The following is a 23538-nucleotide window of genomic DNA, read 5'->3' on the forward strand; positions in this document are numbered from 1 at the left end:
TGGAGGCGGCTCGTGCTGGATTTCCGCTGAACGCATCAGCAGGAAAGTGGAGCGGGCGTTGCAAGTGCGCGTAAGGTAGCACACCCGAAAAGGGTGCGTCCAGACGAAGCGCGCGGCGGTGGGTTAGGGAAACAGGCTAAAACAGTACGTTTTAATAATAAAGAGCCCGGTCCAATCAATTTAATAATTGTGTAAGGTATTTTCGCAGGACGATTATCTGGACGAGTGAAATTCCGATCGCCGCCGTCATTGCGCTTCCGCGTCTGCTCGCCCCCTATGGCAAGCGAATCAATTGTTGAATGGGATGATGAGGAAAAAGCTTTGTTAGGCGGGCCGGACCGGAGGAGCGATAAAGGCAGATACTTTCGCGGAGTTGCCCGATTGTTCACAGGGCGAATGGAAGATATCTGGAGCGGGCGATGGGAATCGAACCCACGGCTCTAGCTTGGGAAGCTAGGGTATTACCATTATACGACGCCCGCAGAGCACGCCATTCTACGCGGGATTCGCGCGGTTTGGCAAACCGGAGAGATTGATGCGCTGCCGAGGAGTGTGTTCGCCAAGGAAACACTTGTGAGGTGAATACCTTGTTCGGCGCCGACCACGTGATGAATCTCTGCCAACCTGCCGGCCGCCTTGCTCCAGAGAGTCTGCGTGATGCAGGGCGCCTAAGCTACGCAGAAAGCAAAGCCGCCGCCACCTTTCCAGGTGGCGGCGGCTGATTGCGGCTTGCAACGGGCGGTTCAGATCACGAAGTAAGTCAGTTGAACGGCCGCGCGGGTGACCACCATCAGCAGTACCTGCACGATCACGAACAGCAGGATCGGTGAGAGGTCGATGCCGCCGAGTTGCGGCACCACGCGGCGCAACGGATTCAGAAACGGCGCCGTCAACTGGTACAGAATCGGCATGGCGGGCGAGCGCGGATTGAGCCAGGACAGCAGCGCCATCAGGATCGTCATCCAGATGATCAGATTCAGCGCCCACTTGATCAGCGTCAGCACCGCCACGATCAGCAGTGTCGGCAACAGCGTGAGCGGATCGGCGCCGGTCAGGACCACCATCAGCACTACATACACGATAGCCGCGAGCAGCGCCGCGACTAGGCTCGCCCAATCGATCTTGCGCGTGCTCGGCAGAATATGCCGCAACGGCAGCACGATCCAGTTGGTGGCTTGCAGCACGGCGTTCGTGACAGGGTTGTAGGGCGGCATGCGCACGACCTGCAGCCATGCGCGCAGCAACAGCGCCGCGCCGAACAGCGTGAAGACGGTATTGAGCAGAAAACGGGCGATATCGCCAAACATCTCGTGTCCTTTTCCTTCGTATGACGGCCGCCGATCGGCCGCAGGATACCGGCGCTTTCCGAGCGGCGCGCCGGCGGTTTCATCTGGATTGCCCGCGCCCTTGCCGCTGTGGAGCGCGTGATGCGTTGTCTCGAGCAGCCGTGCGCGGCTGCGGCTTCACGTTCGACGACGCCTGTCAGTATTAAAGGCCGCCATTCGTTCCGCTTCCGCTGGGCATCACACGGAAATCCTGATCTCGCTGATCAGAATCGCGCCGTTGCCGCCGTCGGTGTAGTTGGGAATATCGGCTAACAGTTGCTCGGAAGCCGGCTTGAAGACTGTGTAGAAGTCGTCCGCGCTGTCGAACAGGAAATGACCCGCGGCGACGTACGGCGGCGGCGTTCCGGGCGGCCCGGCGTTGATGCCGACATCGACCGACCAGCCCTTCAGGGCCGGTCCGAACAGCCTGGCCGCGAGCGGCATATGCGTGACGCAGTAATAGTCCACGTCGAAATGGCCGTTTTCCCGATACGGATAGAGGATGCTGACCTTGATCATTGTGCGTTCTCGTCTGTTGGTCCCGATGCGCGGCGCTGGCGGATTGCGCGCGGCGCCGGACGTCACATTATCACGGCTTACTTGACGCTTGCACCTGCTGCGGCCTGATTCAGCGACCGGTTGAGCGATTCTTCCACGGCCTCGGAGATCGCCTCGATCGCGATGGGCGGCGTGACGCGGCGTTCCGCCAGCCCCACCGCGCGCCGCGTGAGCAATCCGTAGAGTGCCGCGTGGTCGCCCCCGAGGCCTTCCAGCAACGCCAACTGCTTCTGCACGACGCCCGTGTCTCCCCGCGACACGGGGCCGGCGAGCGCATTGGGCAGACCCTTGTCGCGCGCGGTTTCGATGGTGCCGGAGAGCATCGGCAGCAAAGCACGCAGCGCGTCGTCTTCGGCAAAGCCCAGCGTGCGCCACAGCGCGACGCATTCCGCGAGGCTGCACAGCGCGAAGCTGGCGGCGTAGTGGGCCGCCGCGTGATAAAGCATGCGGCCGCCCGCCGGAATCGACAGCGGATGGCAGCGCAGCGCGACGGCCAGCGCCGTGAGCTCGTCCTTGAGCGCGCTATCGGCCTCGATCGTCACCGAACAGCCTGCGATGCGCTCGAGATCGGCGAGGTCGCCGCTAAACAGGTACAGTGGATGAAAGCCGCCGATCGCGGCGCCCTGGTCCCGCGCCGGGGCAAGCAGTTCGATGGACGAAGCGCCGCTGCAATGAACGAGCGCCTTACCGTGCGGGCCAGCCGCGTTGTCCGGACTGAACCGGAGTGTGTGCGCTGACGTACCGATGCTGTCGTCGGGAACGGCTAAAAAGATGATGTCGGCGGCGTCGACCACCTGTTGAGGGTTCTCGAATGCCGTGCAATGCTCGATTTGACTGGCAAGCCTGCCGGCCGAGGCCGCCGAGCGGCTGGCTACCGCCGTGACCGGGTAACCGGCCCGTGAAAAGCTCAGCGCAAGACAACGCGCGAGTCGGCCCGCGCCGATGAAACCGAGGCGCGGCAAAGAGGACTGGGTCATGGTTGCCTGCTCCAGACGGAATATTTAACCGGGAAAGCTGAAGTATCGCGCATCCATTACGCCTGCGGCGCGGTTTGGCGGCGACTTTGCTCCGCTCGGTGCGAGCGCGATATGGCGCGTTTGGCCGGTCATCCGCCGCGATGCGCCCCGCAGGCTTGAAAGCTGCTCACAATTGCTGCATTAGTCTGGTTAGCCGGTTTGGCAGTTGCTGTTCTGGGTATTTCGTCTCGCAGTTAGATTCGGGAGGTTCACGATGAATATTTTTTCTTACCGAAAGCACTTGCGGTTCCTGACGCACGCACAACGCCGCCGCTGGTGGGACCAGAAAAAGCGCCTGACGCCGCGCGTGCGGATCAGCGGTGCCTACGTGCCGCCGAGTGTGTCCCGCGAATTTGCCTACGTGAAGGTCGGCTGACATAGCGCCCTTCGCCAATAACGAATGCCCGGTCCGTTGGCCGGGCATTTTTCATTTTGAGGCATCAATCGATGCCGTCAGGATTGAATCTAATTTGTAATCAAAGATTACTGGAACGCGAATGCGTCTTGGCGGCAAGCCAAGATCGCGCCAGTTTGCCATGCGTTCGAGCCGGTGAATCCCTGAATTTTCAGCGCTTTGCGAAGCTCGTGCGCGGCGCATTGCCTCGGCGAAAATTACGAACGCTTCTGGCCGATTGCAATTTGCAACAAATGCGAACAGATAGGCCTGATCTTTTTCGATACATTGATTTCATGGCATGCAGGGCATGCGAAGTCGGCGACCTCGGTAGGCCGCGCCAGGAGAATAAAGTGAAAAAGATCGTTCCGTTTGTCGTTGCCGCAGCACTCGGCTTGGGACTTGCCGGTGCTGCTGAGGCGCACGTTTCTGTCGGGATCGGCATTGGTGTGCCGATTGCGCCCGCCTACCCCGTTTATGCTGCGCCGCCGCCCGTGTATTACGCGCCGCAGCCGGTTTATGCGCCGCCGCCGGTTTATTACGCGCCGCCTCCCGCAGTGGTAGTGGGTGGATATGGCTACGGCCGTCCCTATTATCACCACGGCTATTATCGCGGTTACTACGGCCACGGTTACTATCGCCGCTAATTGCGGAAGACAGGGCGGTAGCTGTATCGACGGCGTAACGCCGGCTTGAATGCCGGGTTACGCCGTTTGTGTTTTCGCTTCGCTGCCAACGTTCCAAACCTCGGTCGAAGCTGGGAGAATGGTTGTTTCGCCACCGCTCCTGGAGAGTTTCGCCGATGCAAGCGCTTCCCGCTCCCACTTTCGATGACGTACTCGACGCCGCAGCGCATCTCGAAGGCGTCGCCCACCGCACCCCCGTTCTGACCTCGAGCACGTTCAACGAACGAACGGGTGCGTCGGTGTTTTTCAAGTGCGAGAACTTTCAGCGCATGGGTGCCTTCAAGTTTCGCGGCGCCTATAACGCGATCTCGCATTTCGACGCGGAGCAACGCAAAGCCGGCGTGCTGACGTATTCGTCGGGCAACCATGCTCAGGCGATTGCATTGTCCGCGCGCCTCGCCGGCATTCGCGCGACGATCATCATGCCGCACGACGCGCCCGCGGCCAAAGTCGCGGCGACCAAAGGCTACGGCGGAGAGGTGATCACCTACGACCGGTATACGGAAAATCGCGAAGAAATCGGCCGGCGGCTCGCCGAGGAACGCGGCATGACGCTGATTCCGCCGTACGACCATCCGCATGTGATCGCCGGGCAGGGCACGGCCGTGAAAGAACTGATAGACGAAACGGGCCCGCTCGACATGCTTTTCGTGTGCCTCGGCGGCGGCGGACTGATCGGTGGCAGCGCGTTGTCCGCGTCGGCATTGAGCCCGGCTTGCACGGTGATCGGCATTGAACCGGAAGCGGGCAATGACGGCCAGCAGTCGCTCGCGCGTGGTGAGATCGTGCATATCGACACGCCGCGCACAATTGCCGACGGCGCCGCTTCCACGCATCTCGGCGACTATACGTTCGCGATCATCCGGAAGCTGGTCGCGCGTATTGAAACGGTTAGCGACGCGCAATTGATCGAGACCATGCGCTTTTTCGCGCAGCGCATGAAGATCGTGGTCGAACCGACGGGCTGCCTCGCCGCGGCCGCGGTACTCAATGGCATCGTGCCTGTGAAGGGCAAGCGTGTCGGCGTGGTGGTGAGCGGCGGCAACGTCGACCTGGAAAAGCTCGCGCAGTATCTGGCCTGATAGAGCGCGTCGGCCGGTCGTTGCGCTTGCCGAACGTGGTGCGTGATATCTGATCGAACACGGCTCGCACAATGCGAGCCGTTTTTGCATCAGCTTGCCGCGTGCGCGGTTTGCACGATCAGATCGCGATACCCGTTGACGATCACGCTGTACGAGAAGTAAGCAAACAGCAACGCGGACAGCACGTGACAGGCGCGCAGCAAACCGGTGCCGGCGCGCTTGCGTCCGTGGCTGCCGAGCCCGCAGATAAAGATCGTCCAGCACAGACCGCCGAGAAAGAATCCGCCCAGAAACACCGGCGCGGTGTTCACGCTCGTGGCGCCCGCTTTCGCGATTAGCGCGCCGCCCACTGCAGCGAACCAGAGAATTGCCGAAGGCGACGACACCGCCAGCAAGACGCCGCGCAAAAAGCCGCGCCACGCTGACAGATGCGGCGCATTGGCGTCCGCCTCGCCGGCCACCGCCGGCGCCGTGGCCGGGTACATGGCTTCACGCGCCATCTTCCAGGTCAGGAAGAGCAGAATCGCGGCGCCGCCAATCCACACCACCCAGCGCACCGATTCGAACTGCAGCAGGGCCGCCATGCCCGCGAGCGCGAGCGCCGCATAAATCAGATCGCCGATGCACGAGCCGAGGCCGAGCCAGAAGCCCGGCTTGAAGCCATGCGAGAGCGTCAGCGAAATCATGGCGACGTTCACGAGACCGATATCCAGGCACAGCGACAACGACAGAAAGAATCCATCCGACATCATTGAAAAGGCATGCATCCGCGCAACTGCTCCGTTAGCTTTGTTATTTCAGTCTTGTTGTACGGCTTGCCTTAGAGGCCCAACTCGTTCCACAAAATATCGATACGGTGTTTGACCGCCTCGTCCATCACGATTGGGCGGCCCCATTCGCGATCGGTTTCGCCCGGCCATTTGTTGGTCGCGTCGAGACCCATCTTCGATCCGAGCCCGGCGACGGGCGAGGCGAAATCCAGATAGTCGATCGGTGTGCGATCCACCAGCACGGTGTCGCGCGCCGGATCGATGCGCGTGGTGATCGCCCAGATCACCTCCTTCCAGTCGCGGATGTTCACGTCCTCGTCCACCACGACAATGAACTTCGTATACATGAACTGCCGCAGGAAGCTCCATACGCCGAACATCACGCGTTTGGCGTGACCGGGGTAGCTCTTCTTCATCTGCACGATGGCCATGCGGTAGCTACAGCCTTCGGGCGGCAGATAGAAGTCCGTGATCTCGGTGAACTGCTTCTGCAACAGCGGCACGAACACTTCGTTGAGCGCGACGCCGAGTACGGCGGGTTCGTCAGGCGGTTTGCCGGTGTAGGTGGAGTGATAGATCGCATCGCGCCGCATGGTGATGCGCTCGACCGTAAAGACGGGGAACCACTCCTGCTCGTTGTAGTAGCCGGTGTGGTCGCCGTACGGGCCTTCGAGCGCATGCTCGTAGGCCGCCGACGCGCCCTTGACCGGACGCGGCGGCGCGCCTGCCGGAGCGGGCGAAGGCGTGCCTTCCTGCGGATAGATGAAGCCTTCCAGCACGATTTCGGCGCGCGCGGGCACCTGCAATCCGTCGACGCCCGGCGTGATGCACTTCGCGAGTTCCGTGCGGCCGCCACGGAGCAGGCCGGCGAACTGGTATTCGGAAAGCGTGTCGGGCACCGGCGTGACCGCCCCGAGGATGGTTGCCGGATCGGCGCCCAGAACGACCGCCACAGGATAAGGCTTGCCCGGATTCTGTAGTGCGAACTCGCGGAAATCGAGCGCGCCGCCGCGATGCGCGAGCCATCGCATGATCAGTTTGTTGCGCCCTATCAGTTGCTGGCGATATATGCCTAAATTTTGTCGGGGCTTATTCGGACCTTTTGTCACGGTCAGGCCCCATGTAATCAGGGGGCCGGCGTCGCCCGGCCAGCAGGTCTGAATTGGCAGCTTGGCGAGGTCGACATCGTTACCCTCCCAGACGATTTCCTGGCAGGGCGGCGCGCTCACGGTCTTAGGCGCCATGTCCCACACCGCCTTCGCAAGCGAGAACAGTTTGCCGGCGTCCTTGAGCCCTTTCGGCGGCTCCGGTTCCTTCAGCGCGGAGAGCAGCCGGCCTACGTCGCGCAGCGACTCGAGCGCGGCGCCGTCACCTTCGCCCGCCTGCGCGTCGACACCCATGCCGAGCGCGACCCGCCGGGGCGTGCCGAACAGGTTGCCGAGCACCGGGAACCCATGCTGCGCCTTGCTCTCAAACAGCAAAGCCGGACCGCCGGCGCGCAGCACGCGGTCGCACAACTCGGTCATTTCCAGGACAGGTGAGACGTTTTGTGAGATGCGGCGCAGTTCCCCGATCGTCTCGAGACGGCCGACGAAATCGCGCAGGTCTTTGTATTTCATCTGGTGCGGTTCATTGCCGCGCAGGCGGCGAAAAGGGGGGCGCGGCAGGCTTTGCGGCGCCAGAACGATTGTCGATTTTACCTGTGTTGGCTGGCGCACGTAGCTCGGCTAAACGGGCTAGGCGAGACGGAGGACCGGCGATGCCTCAAAAGGCGCATGCCGCGTGGTTCTGGACCGGCTGAACGCCGTTCTTTATTACAATTAGTTATACTTTTGCCTATCTATAGTGTTGACGATCTATAAAACCCTGCATAGAATCCGTCCACATTGGTTGCAGGGCGTGAACCTTTTTACCACTGCCCCCGGTCCCACCAGACGCAACGCGTCACCGTTTACCGAACCCCTGCACGGTATCTGACGGCCTTATTGAAGTCCTCGCCAGCGCCAACTGACGCTGGTTTTTCGCGTGGGAGCCACCGCCCGCATGCTTTTTTGACATGCCGCGGACCCGTTTCAGGATGGCTCCCCACAAACGGTATTTGCCGTTTTCCCGACGTCGCTGCTGCCCTAACCAGACAGAGCACGCGATGTCTTGACTCTGCGAATGTGCTGTACCGCCTTTTTATCTGGCGGGGTTCGCGGATCATGCAACATGGGAGATCTGAATGAACGCCTGGTTATCGTGGCGTCCCGATGAGCGTATTGCGCAATTTGTGCGTGGTGTGCTGCGTCGCGGGACGCGAATGAGTCATCACCTGTTCAGCATCGTGGGCGGTATCGCCGTCGTGCTGACAGTCGCACTGTGGCTGATGCCGGCCCTGCGCGGCACGCTTGCCGCCAAGTTGATGCCGGTCATCTCCGCCGCTGTGCAAGCCGGTCCCGCCCGTTTGCTGCAGGGCAACCCGCTGCCGGCTTTCGGACCGCCCGCGGGCGCGCCCTCTGACGACTCGCTGTCGGCCAGCTCGAACGTTTCGGATGCCGCCAGCGGCACGAACAACGCTAGCAACGGCAACACGGCCGTTATTGCGAGCAACACCGGTTTTGACGGCGCGTTCGACGCCTCCGGCTCGACCGGTATGGGCGTTGCGGCGCTGAACGGCCTCGACCCGCGCACCATGCAAAGCGTCACCGCGCTGGCGCGGCTTATTCCGTCGCAACGCGTGTCGGCCGACGCGCGTGACGATCGCGTGCTGGTCTCGACCCGCGAGCAGGATCTGGTCGCATCGTATCTGGCACGGCGCTATCGCGTCGCTCAGGAGCCCGTCAGCGAGCTTGTGAAAGCCGCGTTCGACACCGGCCGCGAAGTTGGTCTCGATCCGCTGCTGCTGCTGTCCGTGATGGCGATCGAATCGGGTTTCAACCCGTACGCCGAGAGCGGTGTCGGCGCGCAAGGCCTGATGCAGGTCATGTCAAAGGTGCACTCGGACAAATTTCAGTATTTCGGCGGCCAGAGCGCGGCCCTCGAACCGGTCGCGAACATCAAGGTCGGCGCACTGGTGCTGAAGGATTGCATCGCACGCGGCGGCTCGCTGCCGGGCGGCTTGCGCCTGTATGTCGGCTCGACCTCGCAGGACGACGGCGGCTACGGCGCCAAGGTGATGGCCGAGCGTGGCCGTCTGCGCGACGTGGCGCGTGGCCGCAAGGTGCCGATCAACGCACCGCAGGCGCCGGTTCTGACCGCGTCGACCAGCAGCGGCGCGGCTGCCAGCAGCGGCAGGCGCGTGCAGGTGACACTCGAGGGTAGCCATCCGTTGAGCGCGGCGACTTCGGTGAAGACGCCGGTTTCCTCCGAGCAGGATGATGCGAGCTCCAACGTCACGAAGCACGTGGCGTCGGCTTCGGAGTTGGGCGCTTGAGGTTGGGCCGAAGCTTGGCAGCGTAACTCTGGCAGCGCTGGCGGCTCGACGCAGCAGCCGCAACAAAAAAGGACACTCGGTTGAGTGTCCTTTTTTTCGTCTGCTGATTGAGAAGCGCGTTGCTTCGCTCAGCCTTTTCCGAAAAGCTTCGCCAATCGCTCGACCGCTTCTTCCAGTTTCGGATACGCGGTGGCGTACGAAAGCCGGATGTAGTCCTTCGGCGCATGCGTACCGAAATCCATGCCCGGCACCAGCACCACGCCGGCATCGTGCAACATGGCCTTCGTGAGAGCCGCGCTGTCGCCGGCTGCCGGATGCGCGACCGTGCGGCAATCGGCGTACACGTAGAACGCGCCGTCGGGCATGACAGGTACCGAGAAGCCGAGCGATTGCAGCGCCGGCGCGATGAAGTCGCGGCGACGCTTAAACTCCAGGCGCCGCGCTTCGTAAATCGCGATCGTTTCCGGCTCGAAGCAGGCGAGCGCCGCGTGCTGGGCGAGCGCAGAGGCGCAGATGAACAGATTTTGCGCGAGCTTTTCGAATGCGCTCACCATGCCGGGCGGCACCACCAGCCAGCCCAGGCGCCAGCCCGTCATGTTGAAGTACTTCGAGAAGCTGTTGACGGTCACCACGTCGTCGCCGAATGAGAGCGCCGAGACGGGCTTGGCGTCGTAACTCAGGCCCTGGTAGATCTCATCGACGATAGTGAAGCCACCACGCGCCCGCACGGCCTTGACGATGCGTTCCAGTTCAGCCGGTTCGATCGACGTGCCGGTCGGATTCGACGGCGACGCGAGCAATACTCCACGGGTGTGCTCGTTCCAGAGCCGCTCGACGTCGGCGGCGGTTAGCTGGAAACGCTCTGCGGGACCACTCGGCACCATCACCGGCTTGCCCTCGGCCGCGATCACGAAATGACGGTTGCAGGGGTAGCACGGGTCGGGCATCAGCACTTCGTCGTCGCGATCGACCAGCGCCGCGCAAGCCAATAGCAACGCTGCCGAGGCGCCGGCAGTGACGACGATGCGCGCCGGATCCACGCTGACGCCATAGAAGTCGGCGTAATGCGCCGAGATCGCTTCGCGCAGCGCGTGCAGGCCAAGCGCGTTGGTGTATTGCGTGACGCCGCGGCGCAGCGCGCTCGCTGCGGCCTCGATGACCGGCTCGGGCGCCGTGAAATCGGGTTCGCCGATTCCCATGTGAATGATGTCGCGTCCGTCGCGCTCGAGAAGCGCGGCCTCCTTGGCCAGCTCCATCACATAGAAAGGCTGGATGGCGTCCACGCGTGCGGCAAGCCGTACCAAGGGTTCGGTCACGGAGTTCATACGATCAAATCCAGTTCAGGAGCAAAAAACGGGACTACGTATTGCGCGTGTATTCACGCGCGATACGTCGTCCTTGCAAGCGGTTTTGTTTCGCTGCGTTCAGCAGGGCGCACGGCAAGACTCAGACAGCAAGCCATGCGCCTTGCGCTCAACGCTTGCGAGCCGCCTGCGTTTCATCCACGCGCAGTTGCGCCGACAGCTTGTCCAGCACGCCGTTCACGTACTTATAGCCGTCCGAGCCACCGAAAGTCTTGGCGAGTTCAACCGCTTCGTTGATCACCACGCGATAGGGGATATCGATGTGATTCTTCAGCTCGAACGCGGCCACCAGCAGCACGGCGCGTTCGACAGGCGAGAGCTGCTCGATCGGACGGTCGAGACACGGGGCGATGGCCGCGGACAATGCTTCCGAATCGCGGATCACGCCGTGCAGGATGGCGTCCAGATGCTCGTGGTCGGCCTTGTCGAAGCCTTGTGCGCCGCGCAGTTGCGCGTCGATTTCACCGCCGGGCGAGCCCGACAGCAGCCACTGATAAAGCCCCTGCGTGGCCAGTTCGCGGGAGCGTCGGCGTGCGCTCTTCATGCCTCTTCCTCTTCGTCTTCTTCTTCCTCGTCGTCGCCGCCGAGTTGCTCGAGCGCGACGGCGAGATTCGCCATTTCGACGGCCACGCGCGCTGCGTCGCGACCCTTTTCGGTCATGCGTGCAACCGCCTGTTCGTCGTTTTCGGTGGTCAGCACGGCGTTCGCGACCGGAATGCCAAAGTCGAGCCCGATACGGGTGATGCCCGCGCCGCTTTCGTTCGAAACCAGTTCGAAGTGGTACGTTTCGCCGCGAATCACCGCGCCGAGTGCGATCAGTGCGTCGAATTGCGCGCTTTCGGCGAGCTTTTGCAGCGCCAGCGGGATTTCCAGCGCGCCCGGCACGGTGACCAGCAGCACGTCTTCGCCCGTCACGCCGAGGCGTTCGAGTTCTTCGATGCAGGAGTCCGCGAGGCCGTTGCAAACGGGTTCGTTAAAACGCGCCTGGACGATGCCGATACGCAGTCCGTCGCCGTCGAGATTCGGTTGGTATTGTCCGATTTCCATGAGAATTCCGTAGTGTTTTGAGTGGGCGCAAAGCGCGTGAATGGTCGGATCAGCCTTGTTGCGTAGCCTGCGCGGTGCTGCCCGGCATCGGTACGAAGCCCGTGACTTCGAGACCGTAGCCCGACATGCTGCCCAGCTTGCGCGGGTTCGACAGCACCTGCATCTTGCCGACACCGAGCTCGCGCAGAATCTGCGCGCCGATGCCGTACGTCTTGAAGTCGACCGGCCGGCGTTTGAGTGCTTCCGCTCTTTCCTTCGAGTCGAACGCCTTGAAAACGTCGATCAGATGGTCCTTCGAGTCGCCGCAGTTCAGCAGTACGATCACCCCGCAGTCGCGTCTGGCGATCTCTTTCATGGCCGCGTCCAGCGTCCATGAGTGGGTGGATTCGCCCACTTCGAGCAGATCCAGCACCGACAGCGGCTCATGCACGCGCACCAGCGTGTCCTGATCCGCGCAGGGCGTGCCGCGCACCAGTGCGATATGCGGCTGGCCGCTCGGCTGATCGAGATACATGACCGCGCGAAACGCGCCGTGCGCCGTCTGCATGGTGCGCTCGCAAATCCGTTCGACGATCGACTCGGTGCGGCTGCGATAGTGGATCAGGTCCGCGATCGTGCCGATTTTCAGGCCGTGCTCTTTGGCGAATTCCAGCAGGTCCGGCAGGCGCGCCATCGTGCCATCGTCGTTGATGACTTCGCAGATCACAGCGGCCGGCGTGAGGCCTGCCAGCGCGGTGAAGTCGCAGCCCGCCTCGGTGTGGCCCGCGCGCACGAGCACGCCACCGGGCTGGGCCATGATCGGAAACACATGGCCCGGCTGAACGATGTGCTCGGCCTTGGCGTCCGGCGCGACCGCGGTGGCGATCGTGCGGGCGCGGTCGGCCGCCGAGATGCCGGTCGTGACGCCTTCAGCCGCTTCGATACTCACGGTGAACGCGGTGCCGTACTGAGTGCCGTTGCGGTAGGTCATGAGCGGCAGGTTCAGCAGCTTGCAGCGTTCCTGCGTGAGCGTCAGACAAATCAGGCCACGGCCGTAGCGGGCCATGAAGTTGATCGCTTCCGGCGTGACGAATTCGGCGGCGATCACGAGGTCGCCCTCGTTTTCGCGGTCTTCTTCGTCGACGAGGATCACCATCCGGCCGGCTTTCAGTTCGGCGATGATCTCTGGAGTGGAGGCGAGCGTCATGTTGGCGAGAGTTTCGAAGAAAGCGCGTATTTTACGCCACGCGCGAGCCCAAGTCGCCTCCGCCGAACGGCATAGGCCGTTTGGCCGACTGGCGATGAGCCGTCCGCCGTTGCTATGCTCGTTGAAAACGATAGACGCATGAACCGGCTGAAAGCGGCAGGGCGCCGCCGCCAGCCCATGCGTGGCCGGGCTTGTGGCCGTTATTTGGGCGCGTTCAGCATGCGCTCCACGTAGCGCGCGATCAGATCGATCTCCAGATTCACCTGTGTGCCTTCACGCAGTCGCTTGAGCGCGGTCACTTCCACCGTGTGCGGAATCAGGTTGATCGAGAATTCGCAGCCGTCGTCGCGATCTTTAACCGAGTTGACGGTCAGGCTCACGCCGTTGACAGTGATAGAACCTTTGTACGCCAGATAGCGGCCGATCTCGCGCGGCGCCAGCACGCGCAGTTCGTGCGATTCGCCGACCGGCGCGAAATGCGTGACCGTGCCGAGGCCGTCCACGTGTCCGGAGACGATATGGCCGCCGAGCCGGTCGTGCGCGCGCAGCGCCTTCTCGAGATTGACTTCGCCGGTTTCGCCGAGGCCCGCCGTGCAGTTCAGGCTTTCGCGCGACACGTCGACTTCGAACGAATGGCCGGTCTTGGCGACCACGGTCATGCAGGCGCCCTGGATCGTAATGCTGTCGCCGAGCTGCACGTCGCCGAGATCGAGGCCGCCGGCTTCGACGTTCAGGCGCACGCCCGCGTCGCCGTCCGTGCCGAGCGGCTTGACTGATTCAATGCGGCCCACGGCCGCGACGATTCCTGTGAACATCGTGCTAATCCTTGATCATTTCGAAACGGGTTGGGACGCGGGATCGCCGCCGGGCTTGGGTTCGGGTTCGGGTGCTGCCTCCGGCGCGGGCTCGGCCATGAAGCGCGCGAGAATCCGCAAATCGTCGCCGATCCGGTCGACCGCGTGGAAGTTCAGTTTGACGCGGGCCTCGAGTGTTTCGGGCGCGCCCAGACTGAACATGCTCATCGAATCCATGCCGAGCAGGCTCGGCGCGAGATATACCAGCAGTTCGTCGACACAGCCTTCGCGCAGCAGCGAGCCGTTCAGCTTGTAGCCTGCCTCGACGTGCAACTCGTTCACGTTGCGCTCGCCGAGTACTTTCAGCACTGCGGGCAGATCGACCTTGCCGGCCGGGTTCGCCAGTTGCACGATTTCGGCGCCGCGCTCACGCAACGCGGTGGCGCGCTCGGCATGGCGCTGATCGAGATTGCCGCAAAAGATCAGCGTCGGCGCACCGGCCAGAATCTGCGCCTGCGGCGGCACATCGAGCTGGCTGTCGATCAATACGCGTTGTGGCTGGCGCGGCGTGTCGACGGCGCGCACCGTCATGCGCGGATCGTCTTCTCTCACGGTGCCGATGCCGGTCAGGATCGCCGACGCGCGAGCGCGCCAGGCGTGGCCGTCGGCGCGTGCCGCTTCGCCGGTAATCCATTGGCTGACGCCTGAAGGCAAGCCGGTGCGGCCGTCCAGCGAGGCCGCGACTTTCATGCGAACCCAAGGGCGGCCGCGGGTCATGCGCGAGACGAAGCCGATATTCAATTCGTATGCTTCGGTGGCGAGCAGTCCGCAGCGCACTTCGATGCCGGCGTCGCGCAAGATGGCGAGGCCACGTCCGGATACGAGCGGATTGGGATCTTCCATCGCCGCGACCACGCGCGCGACCTGAGCTTCGATCAGTGCGTTGACGCACGGCGGTGTGCGTCCGAAGTGACTGCATGGCTCAAGGGTCACGTAAGCCGTGGCGCCGCGCAGATCGTGGCCGCGCGAGCGTGCATCTTTCAATGCGCGAATCTCGGCATGATCCTGACCGGCCGGTTGGGTGAAGCCTTCGCCGATCACCTCGCCGTTCTTGACGAGCACGCAGCCGACCCGCGGATTCGGGTCGGTGGTGTACATGCCGCGCTTGGCCAACGCGAGCGCGCGTTCCATATGGACGAAATCGGTTTGCGAAAACATCGGTGTCCGGTCGGGTACGGTGACTAGGCTGTCATGAGCTGCAGTTTTAACGATGCGTCGTCTCGCCGCGCTCAGGCCACAAGCGAGGCGAACGCGCCGCGAGCGGCTTCGATCGTGGTGTCGACGATCGCGTCGTCGTGAACGATCGAAACGAAGCCCGCTTCATAGGCCGACGGCGCGAAGTACACGCCGGCGTCCAGCATCTTGTGGAAGAACGTGTTGAAACGCGGCACGTCGCTTTTCGTGACTTCGGCGAAGCTCGTCGGGATCGACTCCATGAAGTAGAGGCCGAACATGCCGCCGAGCGAATCGGCTGCGAACGGCACCTTGGCTTCACGCGCGGCACCCGCGAGACCTTGCACGAGGCGCGTGGTGCGCGCGGCGAGCGTGTCGTAGAAGCCCGGTGCCTGGATCAGTTGCAATGTTTTCAGGCCGGCCGCCACCGCGATCGGGTTGCCCGACAGCGTGCCCGCCTGGTAGACGCCGCCGAGCGGCGCGAGGTGGGCCATGATGTCGCGCCGGCCGCCGAAAGCCGCCGCCGGCATGCCGCCGCCGATCACCTTGCCAAGACATGTCAGATCGGGCGTGATGCCATAGACCTCTTGCGCGCCGCCCAGGGCGACGCGGAAGCCGCACATCACTTCGTCGAAAATCAGCACCGAACCGTACTCGGTGCACAGGCGTCGCAACGCTTGCAGGAACTCGGGCGTGGCGCGCACCAGATTCATATTGCCGGCCACCGGTTCGACGATCACCGAGGCGATCTCGTTGCCGAACGCCTTGAACGCTTCTTCGAGTTCGGCGACGTTGTTGTACTCGAGCACGGTAGTGTGCTTGGCGATATCCGCCGGCACGCCCGCCGAAGTCGGATTGCCGAAGGTCAGCAGGCCCGAACCGGCCTTCACCAGCAGGCTGTCCGCATGGCCGTGATAGCAGCCCTCGAACTTGACGATACGGCTGCGGTTCGTGAAGCCGCGAGCAAGGCGCAGCGCGCTCATAGTCGCTTCGGTGCCGCTCGACACCATGCGCACCTGTTCGATGGAGGGCACCAGCTTGCAGATTTCTTCGGCGATTTCCACTTCCGATTCGGTCGGCGCACCAAACGAAAAGCCGTTGCCCAGCACACGCTGCACGGCTTCGAGAACTTCCGGATGGACATGGCCGAGGATCATCGGGCCCCATGAGCCGATGTAGTCGATATAACGCTTGCCGTCCGCGTCCCAGAAGTAGGGGCCCTGCGCGCGTTCGATAAAGCGAGGCGTGCCGCCAACCGAGCGGAAAGCGCGGACCGGCGAGTTCACGCCGCCGGGAATGGTGCGTTGCGCGCGTTCGAAGAGGGTTTCGTTTTTGGACATGGCGATGACTGGAATTGGGGTTGCGCAGCGGCGCAGATCGCCTGTCGGCGAGTCGCGCGGCGCTGGGATAAGTGGAGAAATTGTACCGGAGTCAGCGTGAACAGGTTTCCCGCACGCGCTCGTGGCGCGTGCCGCTCACTCAGTTTGTACGCGGGCCTTTGGTGGCCGTGCGCTTTTTCGCTGCCGCGTGAGCCGTGACCTTGCTCGAATGGGTTGGGCCCGCCGGCGTATCGAACTTCGGCGGTTTGCGCTTGCCGGTCAGCTCCGCCCAGCGCTTTTCCAAGGCGCCTTCGGCGATCGGCTTGATCACGGTGCCCGAACTCTGTGCGTCCCACGTCTGTACCGAGAAAGGATGCGTGCGCAACGTCTCACGCGGAATCACCACGCCTTCGTGTGCATCGACCAGCCAGTCGTATACGAAGTCGATGCATAAACGGTAGCCCCGTTTCGTCGCCGCATCCGGAACCTCGTACGGTGCACGCGTCACATAACCAGAGCCGAAAATGCCCTTTGGTTCCTGCGCGACCCGATGCAGGAAGACTCGGTCGCCTGGCAGGATGCTGCGCGCAAATCCGCAGCCCCACACGTCAGCCACCGCGACGCCAGTAGAGACGCGTTTAGCCACGTCGGGCAACTCGGGCCAAGGCCATTTTTTGGGGCTCCAGATCAGCAGGAATGCGGTCATCGCAGAATGAGCGGAATAGTGGGGAAGAGCGCCGCGAACACTTGGAATTTGGCCGCAGCCGTTCAGGCGGCAGCATAGCCGATCGGCGGTGCGCCTGCCGTGCGTGGCCGATGTGCGGCGGGCTGCGTCGTGAGAAGTCCCCCGGTCCGCCTAACGACGTAACCGACCGCTTCCTCGACGCGGCCGTACCCGACCCGCGCCCACCGTCGCCATCGTCCCCGAAGCCGCAGGCGGTTAACCGTCGAGTACAATCGAGACCGTCAAGCTGCTGCTGTCCCCGTTTCACCTGTTGCGCTGCCGATGGCGGCGCGGCGCTTCATCTGGAATCCCATGTCTCACGTCACCAGAAGCCGGCCCGATGGCCGGCTGATTCTGTTGCTCGGTGCGCTCGCCGCGTGCGGGCCGATTTCGATCGATATGTATCTGCCGAGCCTGCCTACTATCGCGCAGGCATTCGCTATCAGCACCGGCGCCGCGCAGACCACGCTCACCAGCTTCATGTTCGGTTTTTCGATCGGCATGCTGCTCTACGGTCCGTTGTCGGATACATATGGCCGCCGGCCGGTGCTGCTCGGCGGCATCGTCATGTATGCGCTGGCCAGCGTGGCCTGTGCAATGTCCTTCTCGATCGGTTCCCTGGTCACGTTCCGTTTCGTTCAGGCGCTGGGCGCGGGCGCGGCTTCGGTGCTGGCGCGCGCCATCGCACGCGACGCCCACGGTCCGACCGATGCCGCCCGCGTACTGTCCATGCTCGCCATCGTCACGTCGATCGGGCCGTTGCTTGCGCCGTTGATCGGCGGGCAGTTGTTGCTGCTCGGCGGCTGGCGTGTCGTCTTCGTCGTGCTCACGCTGTTCGGCACGTTGTGCGCGGTCACCGCGTTTCTCAAGGTGCCGGAAACGTGGCCGCGCGAGAAGCGCGCCCAGTCGGCGCTGCTGAAATCGTTCGGCGCGTATGGCAAGTTGTTGCGCGATCCGGTTGCGTGGGGGCTCATGCTGTGCGGCGGCATGGCGTTCGCGTCGATGTTCGCGTACATCACGGCGACGCCGTTCGTCTACATCGAATATTTCCATGTGTCCGCGCAGCACTACGGGTTTTTGTTCGCGCTGAATATCGTCGGCATCATGTTCGGCAACTTCATGAATACGCGACTCGTCGGCCGGCTCGGTTCGCTGCCGATCATATCGTTCGCCGCAACCGTGAGCTGCATTGCCTCGCTGTTTGTCTGTCTGGTATCGCTGACCGGGTGGGGCGGTCTGTGGTCGATCGTGTTCGGCCTGTTCTTCGTGGTCGGCGTGGTTGGTATTCTGTCGGCCAACTGCACGACCGATCTGATGCATCGCTATCCTGTGAATGCCGGCGCCGCGGCGGCCGTGTTCGGCGCCGTCCAGTTGGCGCTCGGCGCTTTGTCGAGCCTCGCGGTCGGACTCTGGCAGGACGGCTCGCCCAAAGGCATGGGCGTCACGGTGGGAGTGGCAGGGCTGCTCTGTTATCTCGGCCGGATCCTGGTTGTCAGGTGGCATGGAACCAAGGCGCCTGTTGCGGCCGTTTAAAGGGCAATGAGGCGCGAACCGCGCGGCGTCTACGGAAAACACCAGGTGTTGCGTGCGCGCGACCGTGCGTTTCAATTTGCATTGCTATGATGGAGCCACTGTTCCTCGGAGCGGCAATCATGGCGATCAGAGATTTGATGAACGGCGAACGGCAACACGCTGCTTTCGCTGAAGCGCAGAAGCTGGCAGACAGCGGCGCCTATCACGATTACACGGACATCGAATACGTCTTGCGCTTTGATTATGGTTTGTCTGATGTATCAGCGCTGCTCGACAGCCAACTGATGCATCGCGACCTGAATCGCCGTTGCGCGGATGCGCGCGAGAAACTCGAGATGCTCGGCGTGTGATGTCCAACGCGTGACGTGCGCGGTCGAGCGGCTCTCGCATCGAGGTGTGCCAATCGTGTGAGGTGTTGTGCCGGAAACGGCCAGCGCTTGCACGTCGCATGATTCTCGCGTCGTCGCTTCATCGCTTAGGCGTAATGGCATGCTCTCGCGCGAATGTGCCGCGTGCAACGTCATGCGCCGTCACATCTGGAGTGGTCTTCATGTCTGGTAGTCAACACGACTCGCATCTTCCGCATACAGAAAATCCCGCTACGCTCTCCAAGCCGGGCGGTCATTACAGCCACGTCGCAATCGCGAATGGTTTCGTGTTCGTCTCGGGACAACTGCCGATCACCGCGCAAGGCGACAAGCTCTCCGAGGCCTCGTTCGAGGTTCAGGCCGAACAGGTGTTGGCCAATGTGCGAGCTGCGCTCGAAAGCGCGGGCAGTAGCATCGCGCAACTGGTTCAGGTGCGCGTCTACATTGTCGATGTCGAGCACTGGATGAGCTTCAATCAGATCTACGCGCGGTGGGCGGGCGAGGCTCGACCCGCACGTGCTGTCGTGCCGGTTCCTCAACTGCATTACGGTTTCAAGATCGAGGTCGAGGCGACCGCGCTGGTTTAGGTGACGGCAAAACATCGGCAATGAGCGATATCAAGCCGCGTGGTCGCTGAATCTTTCGACCGTGCGCGTGAAAGCGGGACCTGCAACGGGTCCCGCAAGCAGACGAAATCGACAAAACGCTTGCGCAAATCGGCTAACCGCCTGGTCATACCCGCACGCTCCACATGCCAAGGCCCGCGCCACATTGTTCGGCTGGTAGCAATTGTGATTTCACGCTATCGGCATAGAAAAAAGATAGGTCCCAACTAAACTCAATCTTGTCAGCGGCGCGCGTCTTAACCGGCGTGCGGCGCTCTTGAAACCGGATTGGGGATTCACCATGAAAAGCAAACTTCTTGCGGCGTTGCTGATCGCCGTTACCAGCGCGATCGCTGCGCCCGCGTTCGCCAGCGGCTACGGGCCGGCACCTTCCTATCGTCCTTCAGTCGGGGCTCCTGCTTCACAACGAGGCCAGAGCGCGCAAACCATTGCAGTGGAACGCAACGATGCGCTCGGTTCTGTCAGTGATTCGTATGGCGGTGTGGTGGCGCAAACATTCGCGTCGGGCAGTCGTCAACCTGACGTGGCGGTTGGTGGCGTGTACTCACGTCACTAACTTGAGCGTGGTTTGCTGGCCAAGGCTGTAGCGAGGTGTCGAAATGCTGAAGTTTATTGAAGGTGCGGCTCTGTTGGGTGCGCTGATGCTTTATCTGGTTCCATCCATGATTGCGGACGCCAGAGATCGGGAATATGCGTTCGCGGTAACCATGGTGAATATCCTGCTCGGGTGGACGGTGATCGGTTGGTTCGCTGCGCTGGTGTGGGCGCGGTATCCAGTCAGCGACCGTCGCTTGAAGCACTTCGCGAGACGGGCGCAACGCGCGGTCGCACGAGTCACGATCGATGCCATCGTTGCACGCGCTGAATGTCGTGGCAGTTCAATCCCGGTATTCAATCCTCGCGTGGCGCCATTGGTTGCGCGCATTGCGGCAAACTGTCAGCGCCATCCACGGGACTAGGTTGCTCTGTGTGATCAATCAATAGTCGGCGCCAGCTTCTTTCACGACCCGCCTTTATAGGTTGCAACAACGCCAGCAAGGTCTCCCCAGTTCGGCGAAGACAGCAGCTCCGGATGGTCCTGTTGAACCTTCAGCGCGACGCTGCGAAAGGCTTGCGCACATGCGGAGAGGTCGGCTGGCGGCGTGACGGGCGGCGCGACAGGCGAGCTCTTTGGTGTCGGCAGATTCAGTTTGGGAGCAGGGCCCGGCGTTTTTACTTCAGAAAGCGCGGAGCTGAGTTTCGAAAGCTGTGTGCGCGCGCTGACTGGAGCGGAGTACGTGCCACCCGCATTGAACTTGTCCGCGAGAAGCTGAAGTATCGACGTATGGTCCAGGTTGCCGGAATAGACGCCGCCTGGTGTCACATAGGGCGAGATCAGGAACGCCGGCACCCGCAGCCCGGTGGTTTGGAACTGATAGCCGGCGACGTCGGTGGGAATCGCAAGGGGACTGACGTGATCGAAAAATCCCCCATGCTCGTCATACGTGACAATCATCAGCGTCTCATCCCAGCGTTTGGACGCGGAGATGGTTTGATAAATGCCCGCAAGGAACGCTTGCCCCGGAGCGACGCCGGTGGGTGAGTGATCGTCATTCGGTGCGAGATGCGGGCCATCGGTGTATTCCGGCTCGATGAAAATGACCTGAGGCACGTTCGCACCATTCGTCCAGTCTGCCTTGAAGCGCGAGTATCGCCTGAACCTGCCTCCGTTGCCTTTTAGCGGCAAGGCGAGAGAAGTCACGATTTCAGGTAGCCACTTGGGCATCAGGCTGAAGAACGGGAAAAACCCTCCCGACTGGTAGACGCACCAACTCGCAGCGTGTGCGGTCAGCCAGTCATAAACCAGGGACTGCTCAGGAAGAAAACCCGAAACGTTGTCGCTAATCGCGCTCTCTCCCGACATTGCCATCAGGCGATTTGCCTGGGTTCCCGTGGGAAGCGGCGCAAACCAGCTATCGCACACCATGAAATTCCTGGCGAAGAAATCGAAAACAGGCAGTGCGTCGGCGGCGTAGTAGCCCATTACCATCGAAAGGTCGGCTGGCGGAGGATTTCGTGTCGCGTAGCTCGCGACGAATCCGCCCAGTTCCGGGCAGCCTCCGTTCGCGCAGGGGGTGTTTATTTGTGTCGAAATCGGCGTGCGGTCATGCGGAGGGTCGGGGATGAGTTGGGTTGACGGTGAAAGAGCATGGATGGGGTAGGTCTTGCCGTCGTAGAGGTTCGTGAAATTCTGCTGCCAGGCGGGATCGGCCGAGAGTCCGTTGACGTCCTTTTCCTTGAGGCTCAGGTAGCCGAGAACATGGTCGAACGACCTATTCTCCATCATCACGACGATGATGGTCTTGATGTTGTCCAGTGACATGCTGCCTCCGTTATCTCGCCATCAAGGTGACGACCTCGCCTGCTGAAGTGCCGGCGCGAAGGAATCCAGGGGAGCGCGGCACTGCGGACATCCTGAATCGAATGGATTTCCTTTGTCAGCGTCCCGGAGCGCGGGCTGAGACCACGTGGGTCGAACGTTCGCTGCGAGGGCTCGGACCTCTTGCGCAGGTTCGACGCGGCAGTCTTGCTTCCGGGTAGACGTTAAGGCTAGTTCACGTCACATCACTGTTCAACTTCCGTTGCGTTGTGGCGTCATTGTGGCGTTATAGGAAAGGCCCGGTTCAAACCGCCATCTGGCTTTCCCTGCGGCTTCCGTGTTCGCAGTGGTTATCCCAAGGATCGGATTTCTGTTTGCTAAGACACGTCCTCAACCTCCTGAAACCACCGTTTCTCCCATACGGAGAGCCTGTCTTTTTTCAGACGCCGCCGCGGATTGCCGCACATCCAGCAACTGCATGGGGTAGGTGTATCAACGACCTTACCGAGTTCCTCGGAAGTCAGGCGACGTCCCCACCAATAGAAGCGCCGATTTTTCATGATTCGCGCCCGGTCTGCCCGGCGCCGCGCTGTACCTGCCATTTCGCACCTCAATTTCGATAGCTGAATGTGCGAAAGCCCGCTCAAGGCGGGCTGGATGGCAAATCGGATTTTGTGAAGTCTAGACCTTCTGGTGGCGCTTGTCGCGCATGCAGCGCTCGTGCAACGAAGGCTGATCAGCCAGGACCGTGCAGATGCGGTACAAATGAAAACGGGCCCAAAGGCCCGTTTCATTGATGTCCTGGCGGAGGCGGTGTCCGCCTACAGACCTTTATTTGATTGAGTTACGTGGATTCTTGTTGGAAAAGTACCCGGAAAAGTACCCGAATTCCGAGAGTATTTCGTCAGATGAGGCTTTGGCAAGGTCGGTCGAGCCACACCGCCTAGTTTTGCGCCAGACACCGATATATCACGCGGCTCTCAGACGAAATATCGAAAATCTACTCGACTGCGAATGTGGCGTCTCGTCAAGTGTCCTCGGCTCTTTGCGGCAATATCACTCCCACGCAAGAAAGCCGTGGAGACATGGAGATAGGTATAATTTTTTCCCGAAACCCTTATTTGGTAAGGCTTTGGCTGTCTCCGAGTGTGTCTCCAACACACATATTTTCTTGGAGACACTTTGGAGACAGATGCCAGTCAACCACTGCGCGTCGCCAGCACTGAGACTTGCCTACGAGGACGGCTAGCTCTGCTCTTCGCTCAAATGCCGCTGCTCTGGAACGTTGCGCGCAAAAGACTCCCGCGCCACCCATCTTCCGTCGCCAAATTAGATCGGGCCACAAGGCCTAGAAAAGTGACTTTGAAAGGACCTACAGGGCAGTTGATTGGGTCGTACCCGGGGCGCCGCGATCTTCGCAAACCGGCCAGAAGGCGACGGTCGCGCCCTGCCGCCGAATGGCGGCTGACGGATGCAATGCGGCCCTCAAGCACTAACGTTGGCTTATGTCGCTCCAGCTTTTGCAAGACACATCTCAACCGCAGTGGAAGGTCGAGGTGGCGCGCCCTTTGCTTCGCAATGCGAGGACTGCTGCGCCGGGCAGACTGGACATTGTCGGCCGACCGCCGGCAATGAGCACCCGGCAGGAGGTTAGGCTAACGCCTGACTAGCGTCACGGAAAACTAGCTTAGGTTTGGAGAGTGCAAAAAATTCGCTACTGATGTAATTTTTTCTTGCTC

Annotated in this window: 23 protein-coding genes and 1 tRNA gene; 9 read left to right on the forward strand and 15 right to left on the reverse strand. The window is 61.9% G+C overall.

Going from position 1 to position 23538, the window contains the following annotated elements; all coding sequences use genetic code 11:
• Nucleotides 1-408: 408 nt before the first annotated feature.
• The 4 genes from AC57B1_RS34190 to AC57B1_RS34205 all read right to left on the reverse strand — a co-directional run bounded on the left by AC57B1_RS34190 (nucleotide 409) and on the right by AC57B1_RS34205 (nucleotide 2860).
• Nucleotides 409-482 (reverse strand) — tRNA-Gly (locus tag AC57B1_RS34190).
• A 261-nt stretch (nucleotides 483-743) separates the two neighbouring features.
• The gene (locus tag AC57B1_RS34195) at nucleotides 744-1307 is read right to left on the reverse strand and encodes a YggT family protein (RefSeq protein WP_091799790.1); all 564 of its coding nucleotides are present in this window, start codon (nucleotides 1305-1307) and stop codon (nucleotides 744-746) included.
• 216 nt (nucleotides 1308-1523) lie between these two features.
• Nucleotides 1524-1844, reverse strand: a complete 321-nt coding sequence (locus AC57B1_RS34200; protein ID WP_408354290.1) for an EthD family reductase — start codon at nucleotides 1842-1844, stop codon at nucleotides 1524-1526.
• 77 nt (nucleotides 1845-1921) lie between these two features.
• Nucleotides 1922-2860 carry a Rossmann-like and DUF2520 domain-containing protein gene (locus AC57B1_RS34205; protein WP_408354287.1) on the reverse strand — a complete coding sequence of 313 codons (939 nt, stop codon included), beginning with the start codon at nucleotides 2858-2860 and terminating at the stop codon, nucleotides 1922-1924.
• A 253-nt stretch (nucleotides 2861-3113) separates the two neighbouring features.
• Here AC57B1_RS34205 and AC57B1_RS34210 point away from each other — a divergent pair, with 253 nt between their 5' ends.
• From AC57B1_RS34210 to AC57B1_RS34220, 3 genes are all read left to right on the forward strand, one after another.
• Nucleotides 3114-3275, forward strand: coding sequence for a hypothetical protein (locus AC57B1_RS34210; protein ID WP_007180743.1), 162 nt, complete (start codon nucleotides 3114-3116; stop codon nucleotides 3273-3275).
• A 371-nt stretch (nucleotides 3276-3646) separates the two neighbouring features.
• The gene (locus AC57B1_RS34215) at nucleotides 3647-3940 is read left to right on the forward strand and encodes a hypothetical protein (RefSeq protein WP_091799798.1); all 294 of its coding nucleotides are present in this window, start codon (nucleotides 3647-3649) and stop codon (nucleotides 3938-3940) included.
• A gap of 155 nt (nucleotides 3941-4095) precedes the next feature.
• Nucleotides 4096-5061, forward strand: a complete 966-nt coding sequence (locus tag AC57B1_RS34220; protein ID WP_496419915.1) for a threo-3-hydroxy-L-aspartate ammonia-lyase — start codon at nucleotides 4096-4098, stop codon at nucleotides 5059-5061.
• Between the two features lie 89 nt (nucleotides 5062-5150).
• Here AC57B1_RS34220 and AC57B1_RS34225 read toward each other — a convergent pair whose 3' ends face one another.
• Both AC57B1_RS34225 and AC57B1_RS34230 read right to left on the reverse strand, forming a co-directional pair.
• On the reverse strand, nucleotides 5151-5828 hold the full coding sequence (locus AC57B1_RS34225; RefSeq protein ID WP_496419916.1) for a LysE family translocator: 678 nt from the start codon (nucleotides 5826-5828) through the stop codon (nucleotides 5151-5153).
• A 53-nt stretch (nucleotides 5829-5881) separates the two neighbouring features.
• Nucleotides 5882-7450, reverse strand: coding sequence for a UbiD family decarboxylase (locus AC57B1_RS34230; RefSeq protein ID WP_408354284.1), 1569 nt, complete (start codon nucleotides 7448-7450; stop codon nucleotides 5882-5884).
• Nucleotides 7451-8055: 605 nt separating this feature from the next.
• Between AC57B1_RS34230 and AC57B1_RS34235 the strand changes: the two genes are divergently transcribed.
• Complete coding sequence (locus AC57B1_RS34235; RefSeq protein ID WP_496419917.1) at nucleotides 8056-9246, forward strand: transglycosylase SLT domain-containing protein; 1191 nt, start codon at nucleotides 8056-8058, stop codon at nucleotides 9244-9246.
• A gap of 128 nt (nucleotides 9247-9374) precedes the next feature.
• Here the strand turns inward: AC57B1_RS34235 and AC57B1_RS34240 are convergent, their stop codons facing one another.
• The 8 genes from AC57B1_RS34240 to AC57B1_RS34275 form a co-directional block, all read right to left on the reverse strand.
• Nucleotides 9375-10571: a pyridoxal phosphate-dependent aminotransferase gene (locus tag AC57B1_RS34240; RefSeq protein ID WP_091799808.1), complete on the reverse strand. Its 1197-nt coding sequence runs from the start codon at nucleotides 10569-10571 to the stop codon at nucleotides 9375-9377.
• Between the two features lie 148 nt (nucleotides 10572-10719).
• Nucleotides 10720-11154, reverse strand: coding sequence for a transcription antitermination factor NusB (gene nusB, locus AC57B1_RS34245; RefSeq protein ID WP_496419918.1), 435 nt, complete (start codon nucleotides 11152-11154; stop codon nucleotides 10720-10722).
• Nucleotides 11151-11657 carry a 6,7-dimethyl-8-ribityllumazine synthase gene (gene ribH / locus AC57B1_RS34250; RefSeq protein WP_091799812.1) on the reverse strand — a complete coding sequence of 169 codons (507 nt, stop codon included), beginning with the start codon at nucleotides 11655-11657 and terminating at the stop codon, nucleotides 11151-11153. The genes nusB and ribH overlap by 4 nt, the downstream gene beginning before the upstream one ends.
• A 49-nt stretch (nucleotides 11658-11706) precedes the next feature.
• A complete protein-coding gene (gene ribBA / locus AC57B1_RS34255) occupies nucleotides 11707-12843 on the reverse strand; it encodes a bifunctional 3,4-dihydroxy-2-butanone-4-phosphate synthase/GTP cyclohydrolase II (RefSeq protein ID WP_408354272.1) in 1137 nt (378 codons plus the stop codon).
• Between the two features lie 200 nt (nucleotides 12844-13043).
• Entirely contained in the window at nucleotides 13044-13658 is a 615-nt protein-coding gene (locus tag AC57B1_RS34260; RefSeq protein WP_091799818.1) for a riboflavin synthase, read from the reverse strand.
• A 15-nt stretch (nucleotides 13659-13673) separates the two neighbouring features.
• Nucleotides 13674-14855, reverse strand: coding sequence for a bifunctional diaminohydroxyphosphoribosylaminopyrimidine deaminase/5-amino-6-(5-phosphoribosylamino)uracil reductase RibD (gene ribD, locus AC57B1_RS34265; protein WP_496419919.1), 1182 nt, complete (start codon nucleotides 14853-14855; stop codon nucleotides 13674-13676).
• 71 nt (nucleotides 14856-14926) lie between these two features.
• Nucleotides 14927-16210 carry a glutamate-1-semialdehyde 2,1-aminomutase gene (gene hemL / locus AC57B1_RS34270; RefSeq protein ID WP_408354267.1) on the reverse strand — a complete coding sequence of 428 codons (1284 nt, stop codon included), beginning with the start codon at nucleotides 16208-16210 and terminating at the stop codon, nucleotides 14927-14929.
• A 139-nt stretch (nucleotides 16211-16349) separates the two neighbouring features.
• Nucleotides 16350-16895: a hypothetical protein gene (locus AC57B1_RS34275; protein WP_408354264.1), complete on the reverse strand. Its 546-nt coding sequence runs from the start codon at nucleotides 16893-16895 to the stop codon at nucleotides 16350-16352.
• Nucleotides 16896-17225: 330 nt separating this feature from the next.
• Here AC57B1_RS34275 and AC57B1_RS34280 point away from each other — a divergent pair, with 330 nt between their 5' ends.
• The 5 genes from AC57B1_RS34280 (at nucleotide 17226) to AC57B1_RS34300 (ending at nucleotide 20399) form a co-directional block, all read left to right on the forward strand.
• Entirely contained in the window at nucleotides 17226-18446 is a 1221-nt protein-coding gene (locus AC57B1_RS34280; RefSeq protein ID WP_496419920.1) for a Bcr/CflA family multidrug efflux MFS transporter, read from the forward strand.
• A gap of 119 nt (nucleotides 18447-18565) precedes the next feature.
• A complete protein-coding gene (locus tag AC57B1_RS34285) occupies nucleotides 18566-18796 on the forward strand; it encodes a hypothetical protein (RefSeq protein ID WP_038457419.1) in 231 nt (76 codons plus the stop codon).
• A 200-nt stretch (nucleotides 18797-18996) separates the two neighbouring features.
• Nucleotides 18997-19401, forward strand: a complete 405-nt coding sequence (locus tag AC57B1_RS34290) for a RidA family protein (protein WP_408296294.1) — start codon at nucleotides 18997-18999, stop codon at nucleotides 19399-19401.
• 319 nt (nucleotides 19402-19720) lie between these two features.
• Nucleotides 19721-19996, forward strand: coding sequence for a hypothetical protein (locus AC57B1_RS34295; protein WP_496419921.1), 276 nt, complete (start codon nucleotides 19721-19723; stop codon nucleotides 19994-19996).
• A 43-nt stretch (nucleotides 19997-20039) separates the two neighbouring features.
• The gene (locus AC57B1_RS34300; RefSeq protein WP_408354255.1) at nucleotides 20040-20399 is read left to right on the forward strand and encodes a superinfection immunity protein; all 360 of its coding nucleotides are present in this window, start codon (nucleotides 20040-20042) and stop codon (nucleotides 20397-20399) included.
• 41 nt (nucleotides 20400-20440) lie between these two features.
• Here the strand turns inward: AC57B1_RS34300 and AC57B1_RS34305 are convergent, their stop codons facing one another.
• Entirely contained in the window at nucleotides 20441-21802 is a 1362-nt protein-coding gene (locus AC57B1_RS34305) for an alkaline phosphatase family protein (protein ID WP_496419922.1), read from the reverse strand.
• Between the last annotated feature and the right edge of the window lie 1736 nt (nucleotides 21803-23538).

This window comes from Paraburkholderia sp. BGA-UO-ETr-F21 (assembly GCF_059567925.1).